Here is a 14551-nt window from a genome sequence, read left to right on the forward strand (position 1 = left end):
AAACCTGTGGAGGCGATGGTCAGGGCGTAGGAACCGGGGGCAGGTCCAGCACGGTGCGAATGCGGTGCTCCAGCAGAGCCGCGGTAAAGGGCTTGATGATGAAGTCCGTCACGCCGCCAGCGATAGCGCTCTTGACCTGGTCCGTGGCGTTCTCGCCGGTGATCATGACGAAAGGCATGGTGGCGTACTTCTCATGGCGGCGCACGGTTTCCAGCAGCTCTCGCCCCGACATCTTGGGCATGTTCCAGTCACACAGCACCAGGTCATAACCATGCGCCTGGATCAGTGACCAGGCTTCTTCACCGTTGCGGGCAATGGTGACTTTGGTAAATCCCATAGCGCCGAGCAGACGGCGCACGATGTTGCGCATCTCCTCCATGTCTTCCACCAGCAGCAGGCTGGCATTCAAAGGTGTGTTCACGTCAGGGGGTTCCCGTCAAAATAAGACCCGTGGGAGAAGCCGGTTGCGCAAATTCTGGTTCAGGCCAAAAGTGTAGCCGCAACGGTGTGGGGCGCCGCCCCAATCTGCCCGACAATCGCGTACTCAGTTTCCCTCCCCCAAGAAAGAGCAAAGGCATGGCCATTCAGTGGTTCCCAGGGCATATGCACCTGACCCGCAAGGCAATTCAGGAACGCATCAAGGACATTGATGTGGTGATTGAATTGCTGGACGCACGCCTGCCCGGCTCCAGCGCCAACCCCATGCTGGCCGACATGACCGCTGGCAAACCTGCGCTAAAGGTCTTGAATAAGCAAGATCTGGCCGATCCAGCGCGCACGGCGATATGGTTGGCGCATTTCAATGCCCAGCCCGGTACACGTGCTTTGGGGCTGGACGCCAGCATGACCACGCCCGCCAAGGCCCTGGTGGAGGCCTGCTTTGCCCTCGCCCCCACGCGGGGCGGCAGCATGGCCAAGCCCATGCGGGTGCTGATCTGCGGCATTCCCAATGTGGGTAAGTCCACCCTGATCAACACGCTCAAAGGCAAACGCTCGGCCAAGACCGGCGATGAGGCCGGCGTGACCAAGATCGAGCAGCGCATCGTGCTGCAAGACGCTTTCTACCTGTTCGACACGCCCGGCGTGTTGTGGCCGCGCATCATCGTGGCCAAGAGCGGCTACAACCTGGCGGCCAGCGGTGCCATTGGCAAAAACGCCTTCGACGAAGAAGAGGTGGCGCTGGAACTGCTGGACTACCTGCGCCAGCACTACCCCGCCGCCGTGGAGGCACGCTACAAGCTCAGCGGTGTGGCGGATATGACCGACGAAGAATTATTGGCCGCCATCGGCCGCAAGCGTGGCGCGTTGCAAAGCGGCGGCAAGATCAATCTGCAAAAAGCGGCCGAGATCGCTATCCACGATTTCCGCTCGGCTGTGCTGGGCCGCATCACGCTGGAAACCCCCGAGCAGTTTGCCCAGTGGCTGGCAGCGGGCCAGAAGATAGACGCCGAGCGCCAGGTCAAGAAAGACGCCATTGAACTGGACCGCCAGATCCGCTTCAAGAAGGTTCCACGGCCACCGCGCAAGCCCGAGCCGGAAGACGAGATTTCAGACTAAATCGGCCTCCAGCCCTTGTGGAGGTTGCGCAAGCAGCTATGAAAATAGTAGCGGTTTGAGCGACTGCAGGCGTAGACCAACGCCCCGAAGGTGACAATTGCGCGGGCAGCGCTTAGCATGCGCACACTTCCACCCACCCAAGGCAGACCGATGGCCAAAGACTTCACCCCCAGCACCCAGTGGCAAGAGCAGGTGGAGGCCGATGAAGCCCAGCGCTTCACCGCTTACGGCCAGCAGTTTGTTGCCATCCAGGCGCGCAAGTCCGCCAAATTCGGCCCTGGCCGTGCGCTGCACCGCAAACAACTGGTAGCGGCCAAGGGCACGCTGGAGGTGCTCAGCAACATTCCGAAGTTTGCGCAGCATGGCCTGTTTGCCACACCCGGAACCCATGATGTGCAGGTGCGGCTGTCCAACGGCGGCATGGACCGTGCGCCCGACAAGATGCCCGATATACGCGGTTTTTCCTTGCGTGTGTTTGGCGTACACGGCGACTCGGCACTGGGCCTCGGTCCGGCCAAGAGCCAGGACTTCACGCTGATCAACCAGGAGCAGTTCGCCTTTCCCAAAAGCGCGGAGTTTGTGGACTTTGTGGTGGCGGCATCCGGTGGCAATGGCAACCTGCTGAAATTCCTGTTGAAACGCTACGGCCTGCTGGGTGGACCGGCGCGTTTACTCAAGTTGCTCAAGTCCGTGGGCCGCTCGTTTGGTGGTTTTGCCACTGAACCGGTGTTCAGCGCCGTGCCTATCGCTTGCGGCCCTTACGCTGTGCGCGTGCGTCTGCTGCCGTCGGACGGCAATGGCAAGGCTACGCCCGGTGCCAATGCCGACTGGGGCGCCGATTTCAGCGCGCGCCTGAAAGGCCAGCCACTGACCTGGGAGCTGCAGTTGCAGCCCTTTGTGCGCGAAGATCTGACTCCGATTGAAGATGCCTCCGTCAACTGGCCCAGCCCCTACACCACGGTGGCGCGTCTCACCTTGCCCCGGCAGGACACGGCGTCAGCTGCCGGTACCGCCCTGGCCGCCGAAGCGGAGGCAGCGGTGTTTGATCCCTGGCAGGCCCTGGCCGCGCACCGCCCGCTGGGTGACGTGCAGCGCGCACGCAAGGTGGTGTATTTCGAGAGCCAGAAGGGCCGCGGCGCGGTCTAACGCCCGCACCTGGGTAGGTGGCGGCAGGATCTTCGCCGAGGCTATTGCTGATCCAGATCAAGGTTGCAGCCGCGAAACCGACGCACTATGGAAGTCTTCCATACCGTTGAAAGAGGATTCCATGTTCCAACACATTTTGCTGGCCACAGATGGCTCCGCAGCGTCTGCCCACGCGGCCACCCTGGCAGTCGGGCTGGCACGTACCCATGGCGCCCGCCTCACGGCCCTGTACGTGGCCGACCCTTACCCCTATCTCGGTATTGGTGAGGTCAATCCTATGGGCTTTGAGGCCTACCAGGCCGCAGGCCAGCAACTCGCAAGCCAGGCGCATGCACAGGTGGAGGCTTTGTGCCAACAAGGCGGCGCCATCGTGCCGCTGCAGGTCAAGCTGGTCGAAGAAGTGGCCGCAGCCCGCGGTATCGTGGAGACCGCCCGTACCGATGGGGCTGACCTCATCGTGCTGGGCTCCCACGGGCGTTCAGGCATTGCACGGCTGATGCTGGGCAGTGTGGCCAACAAGGTGGTGGCCGAGTCCAGCGTGCCGGTACTGGTCGCGCGCTAAGTCTGTTGCGTTGATGCGCTCGCTGCCAGCCAGTCTTTGACACAGGTGTTGAAGGCCGCAGGCTGGTTCAGCATGACCCAGTGCCCGGTGGCAAAACCGCGTGTCGTTGAGGGCGGATGTGTATTCAGTTGCGTCAGCCATTGCGGTGAATGGAACATGAAGGGTTTGTGCTCGCCGTACAGGTACAGGGTAGGGCATTGCAGATCCACCGGCGCGGTGTGGCGCAGTCCGCCGGCCACGCCCATCCAAGCCATGGCGTATGGAAAGTTCATGGACCAATGGATGGCGTCTGCCGGTGTGGGGCAGCGCATGGCGCGCGCCATCCAGCGTGTCATGCGTGTTGCAAAGCCATCGCTGAGCCAACGGCCCACTTGCCACGCCAGCGCCAGCCACACCTGGTAGAAAACAATTTGCAGCTTGGCGGAGGTGTTGAGGGAGCGCAGGTAGGCGTTGCTGTTGTGGTCACCAATATCCACGCCGACGACACGTGCCACGCGGTCCGGGTGGCGTGCCGCAAATTCGTAGCCAAAGATGCAACCCCAGTCGTGCAGCAGCAGGGTGACCGGTTGATGGGGGCTTACCGCATCTGCGATGGCAGCGATGTGCGCCACCATCGCATCCAGCGCAATGGCCTGCGCCGTTCCGTTGGCATCGGTGGTGAAGCCTGGCAGCGTAAACCGCACACAGCGATAGTGGTTCTGGAGTGCTTCTACCGTGCCGTCCCACAGACGGTGGGTGTCGGGCCAGCCGTGCAGCATCAAGATGACTGGGCCGCTGTTGCCCTCTACCCAGACCTCGCTGGCCCCGACCTGCAAACTAGGCAACCGTCACGCCTTTCCAGAACGCCACACGCCCGCGCACCATTTCGGCTTCGGGCTTGGGATCGGCGTAGTACCAGACGGCGTCGGTGTTGATGTCACCATTGACGTTGAGCGTGTAGTAGCTGGCCTGGCCTTTCCAGGCGCAACTGGTCTTGTGGTTGCTGAACATCACGTACTCGCGCTTGAGCGCGCTTTCGGGGAAGTAGTGGTTGCCTTCCACCAACACGGTGTCGTCGCTTTCGGCAATCACGGTGCCGTTCCAGGTTGCTTTCATGGGCTTGCTTTCGGAGTGGAGTTTTCAGATTTTCGCGGTGGCGGCTTTGCGCTCGGCAGCCACCTTTTGGGCCGAGGGGCGCTCGCCGATGAACTTGATGTAAGGCTTGTAGTCCACGCCCGCAGCGAGCAGCATGTCTTCGCCGTAGACGGCCTTGCTGGCCATCCCTACCAGCGGCAGGTTGTTGTAAGCCACGCAGTCGGCCATGGTGAAGCTGCCGCCGACCACATAGGGCGCAAACTGCACGAGGCGCTTGAACGCGGCAATGTTCTTTTCCAGCTGTTTGCGCACGCGAGCCTGGGTGGACTCACTGACGGTACCGCCAAAGAACGATTGGGCGTACAGCTCGCGCGCCACCAGCTCCAGGTGCAGGTCGATGAAGAGAATCATCTCGCGCACTTTGGCTGCGGCAAAGGCATCGGCCGGCACCAGCGCGGGACTGGGGTGGGCGGCTTCCAGGTATTCCAGAATCGCGTGGCTTTCGCACAAGCTGCCCTGTGGTGTGCGGATGAAAGGAATCTTGCCCAGTGGCGAGCTGGCCAGTACGGCTTCTTCCTTGCTGCCGGTGCCCACATGCTCTTCGGCATAGGGCAAACCTTTTTCCAGCAAGGCCATCTTGGCCACGTTGTAGTAGTTGGATACGGCAAAGCCGCACAGTGTGATCATCTGCCTTGTCTCCTCGTTGTTATGCAGGCAGTCTAAGCGGGCGTCAGGGTAGGGTCAATTCAGGCCCAGAAAGGCCGCCAGACCTGCCGTGTCCATGGCGCCGGCATTGGCCACCACCTGGCCGGTGTTCTGGTTTTTGGCCAGCACGTAGGGCACCGACTCCACACGCATGCTGTTGAACAGCGTGGTGTTCTTCTTGATGGCGTCTTCGATTTCGGAGGGCACGCTGGCCGAGGCCGACATGCCGCCCTGGCCGGCCAGGATGGAAGTTTCATGCGCGGTCATGGCTTCAGCCGGGTTGCTGGCCATCAGCAGCGCCGCACCCTGGGGCGCGCTTTTGGCATTGATGAAGGACACAGGCACCCAGACAAACTTCACTTTGCTCTGCAATGGCACCGAGGCTTGCCACAGGTGGCCGCAATGCGGGCACTGCGGGTCAAACATCACATAGACGGTATTGGCGCTCATCATGGCGCCCACGGTAAAACCTTTGCCCTCTTTGGCGACGGTTGCGTAGGACTGCGCGGGTGTGCTGGTGGAGGCGGCGGGCGCTTCGTCTTTGGGGGAGCATGCGCCCAGTACCAGGGTGAAGGCGGTGGCCAGGGTGAGGCCCAGGGTTTTGAGGTTCACGGAAGTTGTCCTTGTTGTCATTGGATAAGGGGGATGGCTGATTTTCGCCGTTAGGCAATGCCCAGCGTCTGGCGCAGGGCTTGTCCGGTGATGCGCTGGCCTTTTTGGTGTGCTGCCACCATTTGGCACATGGCGGCACTCAGCGGTGCGGTGGTGTGGTGCTGGGCGGCCAGTCGGACCACGGCGCCGCACAGGTCTTCGATTTCGGTGGTGCGGCCTTGCTGCATGTCTTCCCACATGGAGGAGCGCGCTTGCGCATCCATGCGCAGCATGCGCGCGGCCACGCGCGTGAACAACCAATTGGGCAGGCGCAGCACATGGGGCAGCATGCTGGGGGCCACGGCGGACGCCTTGGCCGGCTGGATGTCCGCACGCGCCATTACGGCCAGCGCTTCGGTCTGCAGCGCGGCCAGCACATGGCGGTAGTCGCGGTCCGTCAGTTCTTCGCGCAGTGGCAGGTCTGACAACGCGTTGACCGGGTTGTTCAGGTTCAGTAGCAGTTTGCCCCATTGCACGGCCCGCATGTCGGGTGCCAGCACGGTGGGCAATCCCGATGCGGTCAGGACGGCAGCCATGTCCCGCGTGACCGGGCTGTCGGCCAGGCACAGGCTGCCCACCGTACCGCGGTGCACCTGGTTGGGTTGCAGTGCCACCACGTTGTAGGGCGCCATGCCCGCCACCGCCTGCAAGTGGGGTGCTGCGTTGGTGATGCGTGCCACGTTCTCCACGCCGTTTTGCAGCGACACCACCACGGTATCCGATGGGCAGGCCGCACCGATTTCGCGTGCGGCAGCTTCCGTGGCACCGCCCTTGACGCACAGCAAAACGACCGTAGGTTCCTTGCTGTCTTGCAGCTTGGACCAGGCCAGGGCTACGCTGTCGGCCAGTACCAATTGACTGGTCTCCAGGTGGGCCTTGAAACCCTCCAGGTCCGACACCGTCAGGCCGCCCTGTGCCAGCGGCGCCATGGTGCGTGGGCGGCCCACAAAGGCCACGCGCTGGCCTGCGGCAGCCAGCCGGCCGCCGACGTAACAACCAATGGAACCCGCGCCGACAATGATGAAATGCATAGTTTTAATAGCCTGTTTACGATTTATACGGAGTCACGTTGGGCCGCAATCGGGATGCGTTGTACGCCAAGACCTTGCGACATGGGCTCACGCCCTGCACCATTTTGCGCCTCGCAGTCCATCCCGAAAAGACACTTGCGGGACTCCGTATAGATCGTAAAAAGGTCTGCAAAATCTGCCCCTGGCCCCCGTAAAATATGCGCAAGCAGCTACTGAATTGGTAGCAATCACCGATTCCGATTACACCCATCTATCGCACCATGCCTCTGCACGCACCCCTGATCATTGATATCGCCGGTCTTTCGCTTACCAAGGTGGACCGTGAACGCCTCAAGCATCCGCTGGTGGGCGGGCTGATCCTGTTCGCGCGCAACTGGCAGGACCGGGCCCAGCTCACTGCGCTGTGCCGCGAGATCAAGAAGGTGCGCACCGACCTGCTGATCTGTGTGGACCACGAAGGCGGGCGTGTGCAGCGTTTCAAGACGGATGGCTTCACCCACCTGCCGCCCATGGGTGCGCTGGGCGAGATGTGGATGGCCCCAACAACGTCGTCCTCCAAAGCGGGCAAAAAGGCCGGCCCGTTGGACGCTACCAATGCCGCGACCGCTTGCGGCTTTGTGCTGGGTGCCGAACTGCGTGCCTGCGGCGTGGACTTCAGCTTCACCCCGGTGCTGGACCTGGATTTTGGCGAGAGTGGCGTCATCGGCAACCGCGCTTTCGCGCGCGATCCGCGTGTGGTGAGCCTGCTGGCCAAGAGCCTGATGCACGGCCTGCTGCAAAGTGGCATGGCCAACTGCGGCAAACACTTCCCTGGCCATGGTTTCGTGAAGGCCGATTCGCACACCGACATCCCCGTCGACAAACGCAGCCTGAAAGCCATCCTGGCCGACGACGCGGCCCCGTACCGCTGGCTCAACACCGTGACCAGCAGCGTCATGCCGGCCCATGTGATTTACCCCAAGGTAGACGCCCGCCCGGCCGGTTTCTCCAGCATATGGCTCAACGACATCCTGCGCGGCCAGATGGGTTTTGGTGGCGCGATTTTCAGCGACGACCTGTCCATGGCCGGTGCACGCCTGATCGACGGCAAAGAGGTCAGCTACACCGAAGCCGCCGTGGCTGCGCTCAATGCCGGTTGCGACATGGTGCTGCTGTGTAACCAGTCGCTGGGCAAGGGCGAACCGGTAGACGAACTCATCGCCGGTCTGACCGAAGCCCAGCTCAAGGGCCATTGGAATCCGCTGGAAGCCAGTGAGGAGCGTCGCCTGGCATTGCTGCCGCGCACGCCCGCTCCCGATTGGGACACCCTGATGGTTCAGCCTGATTACATGCACGCGCTGGACTGGGTGCTTTAAAGCCGGTTTCAGCCGTTGATCCGCATGTTGTGCGTGCTAGGATGGCGGCGGCAATACGCTGATAATTCTGACAACTGAAGGAGTCACCCCCATGCAATTCAAGTCCCTGATCGCTGCTCTCGTTATGGTTGCCGTCTCCAGCCTGTCGGTGGCACAGGCACAAACGGCGTCGGCAGTTGCTGCCGCTCCCCAAGGCAGTGCCAAACCCGCCAAAAAAGCGGTGCACAAAAAGCACATCCACAAGACAGCCGCCAAAAAGGCGCACAAGTCCAAGCACCACAAAAAGGCCGCCAAGGTCTGAAGCGCTTCGTGCGCCCAAAGAAAAAGGCCTCGTCAGAGGCCTTTTTCTTTGGGCGCTAACGTCCATACTCAGGGCGAGCGGTGCAGGCGCGGTGCGGACAGGGCGACGATCTGGTCGCTGGTGGCTTCGTCCACCGCACGGTGGCGCTCCAGCAGCTTGGCGTTGGTCAGCAGCACGCGCAGTTGCTGCACATCCTTGACCGTGGGAGCGACCCGGATTTGCGCCAGCGCGGCCTGGGCGTTGCCCCCTTGAACCAGGGCGGCGACTTTGGTGGCCCAAACGCTTTGACGGGACATGGTGAGATTCCTGAATACAGTGGATGCGGGGAGCCATTTTTGCACACCACCGCGCTGTGCGGTGCATTGCCAGCCCTTATTCAAATTCGGGTATCGTCCTTTGGTTTATCGCAGCTCTTTTAATCCATGAAATCCCGCTCTTCTACCGGTGGCCTCGTCTATTCCACCGACAGTGGCCGCATGTGCCCGACTTGCCGCCAGCCCATTGCCGACTGCATTTGCAAAGCCGCCACAGCCCCTGTGGGGGATGGCATCGTGCGCGTCAGCCGCGAGACCAAGGGACGTGGTGGCAAAGGCGTCACGCTGGTCAAAGGCCTGCTGCTGGATGCCGAGGCGCTGGTGGCGCTGGGCAAACAGCTCAAGACCCTGTGCGGCACGGGCGGCACCGTGAAAGACGGCGTGATTGAAGTGCAAGGGGACCATTGCGAACGCGTCATCGAGGCGCTCAAGGGCAAAGGCTTTACGGTCAAGCGGGCGGGAGGGTGATGGTTTTGCGCCGGGCCGCCCCAAACAAAACTGCGCCCCCTCGGGGGGCAGCGCAGCACATGCAATGGCAAGCGTGGGGGCATTGAACGATGCAGCCTGAAGACCTGCAATTGCTGGTGACGCGCACCATGCCTTTTGGTAAACACCAGGGTTGCCTTATCGCGGACCTGCCGGGCAACTACCTCAACTGGTTTGCCCGCGCGGGGTTTCCCAAGGGCGAGATTGGTCGCCTGCTGCAGCTCATGCACGAGATCGACCACAACGGCCTCAGTGATCTGCTCAAGCCGCTGCGTAATCCACGTTAATTTCTACAGCAGCGGGACATCGCGCAACGTGCCTGGCGCCAATCCGTCCAGCGCATAAGGCCCAATGGCAGCGCGAATCAGCCGCAGGGTGGGGTAGCCCACCGCCGCGGTCATGCGGCGGACCTGGCGATTGCGGCCCTCACGGATGACCAACTCCAGCCAACGGGTGGGAATGGACTGGCGAAAGCGCACGGGTGGGTCGCGCTCCCAGAGTGCTGCAGGCGCTGCAATCAACTGTGCGCGGGCAGGCAATGTGGGGCCGTCGTTGAGCTGCACACCGTCGCGTAGCGTCTGCAACGCTGCCTCATCGGGTTCACCTTCCACCTGTACCCAGTAGGTCTTTTCCATCTTGTGGCGCGGGTCGCTGATGCGGGCCTGCAACTTGCCGTCGTTGGTGAGCAGCAGCAGGCCTTCGCTGTCGGCGTCCAGCCGGCCAGCCACGTACACACCTGGAATATCGATGAAATCCTTGAGCCCGCGCCAGCGCCCCTCAGGCGTGAACTGGCTCAACACGCCATACGGTTTGTTGAAACAGATCAGGCGGGAAACGGTCGGTGAAGCCATGGCTGGGCTCAGTCTGCGGCGGCAGCGGTCCAGAGCCGCTCGCCTGTGGTCTCCAGGTGTGTCAGGTAGATGCGCACCTCAAACTCCAGTTGGTGGTAGCTGGGCTCCATGTGGGCGCAGAGTTGGTAGAAAGCCTTGTCGTGGTCGCGCTCGCGCAGGTGGGCCAGCTCGTGCACCACGATCATTTTGAGGAAAGGCTCGGGCGTGTCCTTGAACAGGCTAGCCACGCGGATCTCGCGTTTGCTCTTGAGCTTGTTGCCCTGCACGCGCGAGATGGTGGTGTGAGTGCCCAGTGCGTTCTTCACCACGTGCAGCTTGCTGTCAAACGCCACCTTGGCTAAAGGCTCGGTACTGCGCAGGTAGTCCTGCTTGAGGTCTTGCACATAGCCATACAGCGCCCGGTCGGTACGCACGCCATGGGGCTGCGGGTACTTGCCCAACAACCAGGGGCCCAGGCCCTTGCCGTCCATCAGTTGTTGGACCTGTGCAAGCGTTGCTTCGGGGTAACCCTGAAGGTAGGGGAAGGGAATATTTACTATCGATTTCATAGCTGCATGCGCATGTTGGGTGCGGGCTAGAGCCAGATTTGGCTACTTTTTTGCAGCTGCGCCCTGGGTCAGCCGCGGTATCCTGCCACTCTTGTGCAGCTCGCGCAGGGCCTTGTTGAAGCGTTCGATCACGTCTTTCTGGCCCATGCTCTTGGCCACTGCGAGGTACAGGGGATCGCGCGCCAGCGGCGTCTTCAGGGTCACCAGTTGGCTGCGTTGTGTCCATAGATCCGGTTCGCTGCGCAGTATGGCTTCGTAGCCCGCCAGACCGTTGCCGATGATCGCGCCGTCGATGCGCCCTGCCAGCAGCTTGCGCAATCGCCCGGCTTGGCCAATGTCCCGGTCGACCTTGAACAGGCCGTCCTGGATCGCGTTGTCCACCAGGTCACCGTAACTGGCGCCAATCACACCACCCAGCGTTTTGCCCCGCAGATCGCCGAGCTGCGCAAAGTTGAATGCATGCCCCCTGCGCACCACGATCTGGATATCGTCGTTGTACATCGGGTCGGAAAAATCAAAGATCTCGCTGCGCTCCGCCGTAAGGGACACACCGACCACGGCCCCACCGCCCCGGCGGGCCAACTCGTAGGCTCGTTTCCAGGGGAACAGCTGGATCTCGTAGGTGTCGCCGCTGCGGGCGCTGACCTTGCGCAGGATATCGACCAGCACGCCCGCAGGTTTGCCCGCGGCATCGTGGTGGATCACCGGAAGGTAGTTGTCATCGCCATACACCACCAGCGTTTCGGCATGCAAGCCCGTAGTGCCTGCGGCCGCCAGCACCGCTGCGAACGCCAGTGAACGAAACCAGGGCGTGCGCACGGCGACTCCTTAGACCTCCCGGCGCAATGCGGGGAACAGGATCACGTCACGGATGCTCGCGCTGTCGGTCAACAGCATCATCAGCCGGTCGATACCAATGCCGCAACCGCCGGTGGGAGGCATGCCGTATTCCAGGGCGCGCACAAAGTCGTGGTCGAAGTGCATGGCCTCGTCGTCACCGCTGTCCTTGGCGTTGACCTGTGCCTGGAAACGCGCAGCTTGGTCTTCGGCGTCGTTCAACTCAGAGAAGCCGTTGCCGAATTCGCGGCCGGTGATGTAGAGCTCAAAGCGCTCGGTCACTTCGGGGCGGTCGTCATTGGCGCGGGCCAGTGGCGAGATCTCGGTGGGGTGCTCCATGATGAAGGTGGGATTCCACAGCTTCTCTTCCACGGTCTCTTCAAAGTACAGCACCTGCAGGCTGGCCAGCGTGCGGCCGGCAAGCTTGTTCTTGGCTTCGTTCAGGCCCAGCTTCTTCAGCGCGTTGGTCAGCCACTCGGCGTTCTCGACGTTGTCACCGGCTTCGGTGTATTTGCGGATGGCTTCGACGATGGTCAGGCGCTCAAACGGTTGTTCCAGGTCCACCGGTTTGTCGGCGTAGGTCAGCTGCAGCGATCCGGTGGCCTTCATGGCCGCGTCGCGAATCAACGACTCGGTGTAGTCCATCAGGTCCTGGTAGTTCCAGTACGCTGCATAGAACTCCATCATCGTGAACTCGGGGTTGTGGCGCACCGAGATACCTTCGTTGCGGTAGCTGCGGTTGATTTCGAACACGCGATCGAACCCGCCGACGATCAGGCGCTTGAGATACAGCTCGGGCGCAATGCGCAGGAACATTTCCTGGTCCAGCGCGTTGTGGTGCGTCTTGAAGGGCTTGGCATTCGCACCACCGGGGATCGGGTGCAGCATCGGTGTTTCGACTTCCAGGAAGTCGTGGCCCACCATGAACTCGCGCAGGGCGCTCACGGCCTTGCTGCGGGCCATGAAACGCTTGCGCGCTTCGACGTCGGTCATCAGGTCGACATAACGCTGGCGGTACTTGGTTTCCTGGTCGGCCATGCCGTGGAACTTGTCGGGCATGGGGCGCAGGCTCTTGGTCAACAGGCGCACGCTGGTGGCGTGGATGGAGAGCTCGCCAGTGCGGGTCTTGAACACCGTGCCTTCGGCAGCCACGATGTCGCCCAGGTCCCAATGTTTGAACGCGGCGTACAGCTCTTCGCCCACGTCTTCGCCTTTGACGTAAATCTGGATGCGGCCACCGGTGGCACCCAGTGATGAATCCTGCAGTGTGCAGAAGCTGGCCTTGCCCATCACGCGCTTGAGCATCATGCGGCCGGCCACCTTGACCTGCACATTCAGCGCGGCCAGTTCTTCGGTGGTTTTGGCTTCGAAGTCGGCAAACAGCGCTGCGGCCTTGTGGCTGGGTTTGTAGTCGTTGGGGAAGGCCACGCCTTTGCCGTCGACCTGTTGCTGGCGGATGGTTTTGAGTTTTTCGCGGCGCTCCAGGATCAGCTGGTTTTCATCCTGCACAACGGGAGCAGAAGTGGCGGCGGTGGCTTGGAGGTCAGACATGGGAGTTAGGCTCGGAAAAACTGGAAATGCAAAAATGGAATGCGAGCGGCTTGGCCGCAGCCCTCAATTCTAAGAGGGCTGCAGTCGTTATCATCCTCCCACCCTTTTCAGAGTTGCCATGCTGTACCAAATTACCTCGCTTTTGCTCGAAGTGGCCGCTGGCCTGATTGCCGGCATGTGCCTGCTGCGCCTGTATATGCAGTACCAGCGCATCCCCATGTCGGCCCGTGCTGGCAACCCCATGGGCAACTTCATCTTTGCACTGACCGATTGGTTGGTGCTGCCCCTGCGCAAAGTGCTGCCCGCCATGGGGCGCTGGGACACGGCCAGCCTGGTAGGTGCCTTCCTGGTCCAATTGGTGCGTTTTGCGCTCTTGTGGGCCATGAACGGGTTTGCCGGTGGCGCGCTGTCGTTGCTGGTGTATGCGGTATTCGGGCTGGTGTACCTGTGCCTGTACGGGCTTACCGGCATGGTGATCGTTTATGCCGTGCTGTCCTGGGTGCAAACCCAATCGGCTGTGAGCGACCTGATGGAGCGGCTGGTCATGCCGGTGCTCATACCCATTCGGCGCGTGCTGCCGCTGGTGGGTGGGGTGGACCTGTCGCCGCTGGTATTGCTGGTACTGCTGCAGATTCTGGGCATTGTGCTGGGCTCCGCCCAGACCGCCGCCCTGATGCTGCTGTAAAAGTCGGCGCCTTGGGGCGCGTCAGATCACCGCGTCTGCGGGCTGACGCTGCAGCATGGCCAGGCAATTGGCCACGTTCTGGCGCAATTCACGGCGATCGCAAATGAAGTCAATGGCGCCCTTGGTCTGCAAAAACTCGGAGCGTTGGAAGCCTTCGGGCAACGTGACACGCACAGTGGACTCAATCACACGCGGGCCGGCAAAACCGATCAGCGCCTTGGGTTCCGCAATCACCACATCACCGAGGAAGGCAAAGCCCGCACTCACACCGCCCATGGTGGGGTCGGTCAGCACGCTGATGTAGGGCAGGCCTTTCTTGGCCAGGCGGGTCAAGGACGCATTGGTCTTGGCCATTTGCATCAAGGAAAGCAGACCTTCCTGCATACGTGCGCCACCGGTGGCGGTAAAGCACAGGAAAGGTACTTTTTGCTCAATCGCAGTTTCGACGCCGCGCACAAAACGCTCGCCGACCACGGAGCCCATCGAGCCGCCCATGAATTCGAACTCGAAACACGCGGCCACCAGGCTGATGCCGTGCACGGCGCCGCCCATGACGATCAGTGCATCGGTCTCGCCGGTGTTTTCCAGCGCTTCTTTGAGGCGTTCGGGGTATTTGCGGCTGTCCTTGAACTTGAGGGCGTCCACGGGCAGGACTTCCTGACCGATCTCGAAGCGGCCTTCGTTGTCCAGAAACGTATTGAGGCGCGCACGGGCGCCAATGCGGTGGTGGTGGCTGCAACTGGGGCAGACGTTCTGGTTTTGTTCCAGATCGGTCTTGTAGAGCACCGTTTCGCAGCTCGGGCACTTGATCCACAGGCCTTCAGGCACGCTGCGGCGGTCCGCAGGGTCGGTTTGCTGAATTTTCGGGGGTAGTAGTTTCTCAAGCCAGCTCATGCA

General features: G+C 61.7%; 20 protein-coding genes. 8 read left to right on the forward strand and 12 right to left on the reverse strand.

Annotation, left to right across the window (positions count from 1 at the left end; translation table 11 throughout):
* Positions 1–19 precede the first annotated feature (19 nt).
* A complete protein-coding gene (locus RS694_RS06200; RefSeq protein ID WP_083664558.1) occupies positions 20–421 on the reverse strand; it encodes a response regulator in 402 nt (133 codons plus the stop codon).
* A 155-nt stretch (positions 422–576) separates the two neighbouring features.
* On the opposite strand from RS694_RS06200, the gene ylqF reads away from it, so the two are divergent.
* From ylqF to RS694_RS06215, 3 genes are all read left to right on the forward strand, one after another.
* Entirely contained in the window at positions 577–1557 is a 981-nt protein-coding gene (gene ylqF / locus RS694_RS06205; RefSeq protein ID WP_029706875.1) for a ribosome biogenesis GTPase YlqF, read from the forward strand.
* 117 nt (positions 1558–1674) lie between these two features.
* Positions 1675–2703 (forward strand): catalase family protein, encoded by a 1029-nt coding sequence (locus tag RS694_RS06210; protein ID WP_241463941.1) that lies wholly within the window; start codon positions 1675–1677, stop codon positions 2701–2703.
* Positions 2704–2824: 121 nt separating this feature from the next.
* Entirely contained in the window at positions 2825–3265 is a 441-nt protein-coding gene (locus tag RS694_RS06215; RefSeq protein WP_029706871.1) for a universal stress protein, read from the forward strand.
* On the opposite strand, the gene RS694_RS06220 is transcribed toward RS694_RS06215, so the two are convergent.
* From RS694_RS06220 to RS694_RS06240, 5 genes are read right to left on the reverse strand one after another with little or no spacing between them, the layout of a single operon-like run.
* On the reverse strand, positions 3262–4089 hold the full coding sequence (locus RS694_RS06220) for an alpha/beta fold hydrolase (RefSeq protein WP_037246932.1): 828 nt from the start codon (positions 4087–4089) through the stop codon (positions 3262–3264). The genes RS694_RS06215 and RS694_RS06220 overlap by 4 nt on opposite strands.
* Positions 4082–4360: a DUF427 domain-containing protein gene (locus RS694_RS06225; RefSeq protein ID WP_029706868.1), complete on the reverse strand. Its 279-nt coding sequence runs from the start codon at positions 4358–4360 to the stop codon at positions 4082–4084. The genes RS694_RS06220 and RS694_RS06225 overlap by 8 nt, the downstream gene beginning before the upstream one ends.
* Before the next feature lie 24 nt (positions 4361–4384).
* A complete protein-coding gene (locus RS694_RS06230; RefSeq protein ID WP_029706867.1) occupies positions 4385–5026 on the reverse strand; it encodes a glutathione S-transferase family protein in 642 nt (213 codons plus the stop codon).
* Between the two features lie 54 nt (positions 5027–5080).
* Positions 5081–5656 carry a thioredoxin fold domain-containing protein gene (locus RS694_RS06235; protein WP_241463939.1) on the reverse strand — a complete coding sequence of 192 codons (576 nt, stop codon included), beginning with the start codon at positions 5654–5656 and terminating at the stop codon, positions 5081–5083.
* Positions 5657–5706: 50 nt separating this feature from the next.
* Positions 5707–6726, reverse strand: coding sequence for a 2-dehydropantoate 2-reductase (locus RS694_RS06240; protein ID WP_029706865.1), 1020 nt, complete (start codon positions 6724–6726; stop codon positions 5707–5709).
* A gap of 260 nt (positions 6727–6986) precedes the next feature.
* Here RS694_RS06240 and nagZ point away from each other — a divergent pair, with 260 nt between their 5' ends.
* Positions 6987–8081: a beta-N-acetylhexosaminidase gene (nagZ, locus tag RS694_RS06245; protein ID WP_029706864.1), complete on the forward strand. Its 1095-nt coding sequence runs from the start codon at positions 6987–6989 to the stop codon at positions 8079–8081.
* 91 nt (positions 8082–8172) lie between these two features.
* On the forward strand, positions 8173–8382 hold the full coding sequence (locus RS694_RS06250; protein WP_029706862.1) for a hypothetical protein: 210 nt from the start codon (positions 8173–8175) through the stop codon (positions 8380–8382).
* 68 nt (positions 8383–8450) lie between these two features.
* On the opposite strand, the gene RS694_RS06255 is transcribed toward RS694_RS06250, so the two are convergent.
* Entirely contained in the window at positions 8451–8678 is a 228-nt protein-coding gene (locus RS694_RS06255; RefSeq protein ID WP_029706861.1) for a hypothetical protein, read from the reverse strand.
* A 126-nt stretch (positions 8679–8804) separates the two neighbouring features.
* Here RS694_RS06255 and RS694_RS06260 point away from each other — a divergent pair, with 126 nt between their 5' ends.
* Together RS694_RS06260 and RS694_RS06265 are read left to right on the forward strand one after the other, a co-directional pair.
* Positions 8805–9164 (forward strand): translation initiation factor Sui1, encoded by a 360-nt coding sequence (locus RS694_RS06260; protein ID WP_029706860.1) that lies wholly within the window; start codon positions 8805–8807, stop codon positions 9162–9164.
* Between the two features lie 89 nt (positions 9165–9253).
* Positions 9254–9469, forward strand: a complete 216-nt coding sequence (locus RS694_RS06265) for a DUF3820 family protein (RefSeq protein WP_029706859.1) — start codon at positions 9254–9256, stop codon at positions 9467–9469.
* Positions 9470–9472: 3 nt separating this feature from the next.
* On the opposite strand, the gene RS694_RS06270 is transcribed toward RS694_RS06265, so the two are convergent.
* Genes RS694_RS06270 through lysS form a run of 4 tightly spaced genes read right to left on the reverse strand, consistent with a single transcriptional unit; the run spans position 9473 to position 12969 of the window.
* Entirely contained in the window at positions 9473–10033 is a 561-nt protein-coding gene (locus RS694_RS06270) for a pseudouridine synthase (protein ID WP_081708579.1), read from the reverse strand.
* Positions 10034–10041: 8 nt separating this feature from the next.
* The gene (locus tag RS694_RS06275; protein ID WP_029706857.1) at positions 10042–10581 is read right to left on the reverse strand and encodes a M48 metallopeptidase family protein; all 540 of its coding nucleotides are present in this window, start codon (positions 10579–10581) and stop codon (positions 10042–10044) included.
* A gap of 42 nt (positions 10582–10623) precedes the next feature.
* Positions 10624–11400 (reverse strand): substrate-binding periplasmic protein, encoded by a 777-nt coding sequence (locus RS694_RS06280; protein ID WP_029706856.1) that lies wholly within the window; start codon positions 11398–11400, stop codon positions 10624–10626.
* 9 nt (positions 11401–11409) lie between these two features.
* Positions 11410–12969 (reverse strand): lysine--tRNA ligase, encoded by a 1560-nt coding sequence (lysS, locus tag RS694_RS06285; protein WP_029706855.1) that lies wholly within the window; start codon positions 12967–12969, stop codon positions 11410–11412.
* A gap of 118 nt (positions 12970–13087) precedes the next feature.
* Here lysS and RS694_RS06290 point away from each other — a divergent pair, with 118 nt between their 5' ends.
* Positions 13088–13654: a YggT family protein gene (locus RS694_RS06290; protein ID WP_029706853.1), complete on the forward strand. Its 567-nt coding sequence runs from the start codon at positions 13088–13090 to the stop codon at positions 13652–13654.
* Positions 13655–13675: 21 nt separating this feature from the next.
* Here RS694_RS06290 and accD read toward each other — a convergent pair whose 3' ends face one another.
* The gene (gene accD, locus RS694_RS06295) at positions 13676–14548 is read right to left on the reverse strand and encodes an acetyl-CoA carboxylase, carboxyltransferase subunit beta (RefSeq protein ID WP_029706852.1); all 873 of its coding nucleotides are present in this window, start codon (positions 14546–14548) and stop codon (positions 13676–13678) included.
* Positions 14549–14551: the final 3 nt, after the last annotated feature.

Origin of the sequence: Rhodoferax saidenbachensis (assembly GCF_001955715.1) — a bacterium.
Taxonomy (GTDB): Bacteria; Pseudomonadota; Gammaproteobacteria; order Burkholderiales; family Burkholderiaceae_C; genus Allorhodoferax; species Allorhodoferax saidenbachensis.

What these genes read in the sequence shown, in the direction of transcription:
- ylqF (WP_029706875.1), top strand. Translation starts at nt 577, where the DNA reads ATGGCCATTCAGTGGTTCCCAGGGCATATGCACCTGACCCGCAAGGCA.
- RS694_RS06210 (WP_241463941.1), top strand. Translation starts at nt 1,675, where the DNA reads ATGCGCACACTTCCACCCACCCAAGGCAGACCGATGGCCAAAGACTTC.
- RS694_RS06215 (WP_029706871.1), top strand. Translation starts at nt 2,825, where the DNA reads ATGTTCCAACACATTTTGCTGGCCACAGATGGCTCCGCAGCGTCTGCC.
- RS694_RS06225 (WP_029706868.1), bottom strand. Translation starts at nt 4,360, where the DNA reads ATGAAAGCAACCTGGAACGGCACCGTGATTGCCGAAAGCGACGACACC.
- RS694_RS06230 (WP_029706867.1), bottom strand. Translation starts at nt 5,026, where the DNA reads ATGATCACACTGTGCGGCTTTGCCGTATCCAACTACTACAACGTGGCC.
- RS694_RS06240 (WP_029706865.1), bottom strand. Translation starts at nt 6,726, where the DNA reads ATGCATTTCATCATTGTCGGCGCGGGTTCCATTGGTTGTTACGTCGGC.
- nagZ (WP_029706864.1), top strand. Translation starts at nt 6,987, where the DNA reads ATGCCTCTGCACGCACCCCTGATCATTGATATCGCCGGTCTTTCGCTT.
- RS694_RS06250 (WP_029706862.1), top strand. Translation starts at nt 8,173, where the DNA reads ATGCAATTCAAGTCCCTGATCGCTGCTCTCGTTATGGTTGCCGTCTCC.
- RS694_RS06255 (WP_029706861.1), bottom strand. Translation starts at nt 8,678, where the DNA reads ATGTCCCGTCAAAGCGTTTGGGCCACCAAAGTCGCCGCCCTGGTTCAA.
- RS694_RS06260 (WP_029706860.1), top strand. Translation starts at nt 8,805, where the DNA reads ATGAAATCCCGCTCTTCTACCGGTGGCCTCGTCTATTCCACCGACAGT.
- RS694_RS06265 (WP_029706859.1), top strand. Translation starts at nt 9,254, where the DNA reads ATGCAGCCTGAAGACCTGCAATTGCTGGTGACGCGCACCATGCCTTTT.
- RS694_RS06270 (WP_081708579.1), bottom strand. Translation starts at nt 10,033, where the DNA reads ATGGCTTCACCGACCGTTTCCCGCCTGATCTGTTTCAACAAACCGTAT.
- RS694_RS06275 (WP_029706857.1), bottom strand. Translation starts at nt 10,581, where the DNA reads ATGAAATCGATAGTAAATATTCCCTTCCCCTACCTTCAGGGTTACCCC.
- lysS (WP_029706855.1), bottom strand. Translation starts at nt 12,969, where the DNA reads ATGTCTGACCTCCAAGCCACCGCCGCCACTTCTGCTCCCGTTGTGCAG.
- RS694_RS06290 (WP_029706853.1), top strand. Translation starts at nt 13,088, where the DNA reads ATGCTGTACCAAATTACCTCGCTTTTGCTCGAAGTGGCCGCTGGCCTG.
- accD (WP_029706852.1), bottom strand. Translation starts at nt 14,548, where the DNA reads ATGAGCTGGCTTGAGAAACTACTACCCCCGAAAATTCAGCAAACCGAC.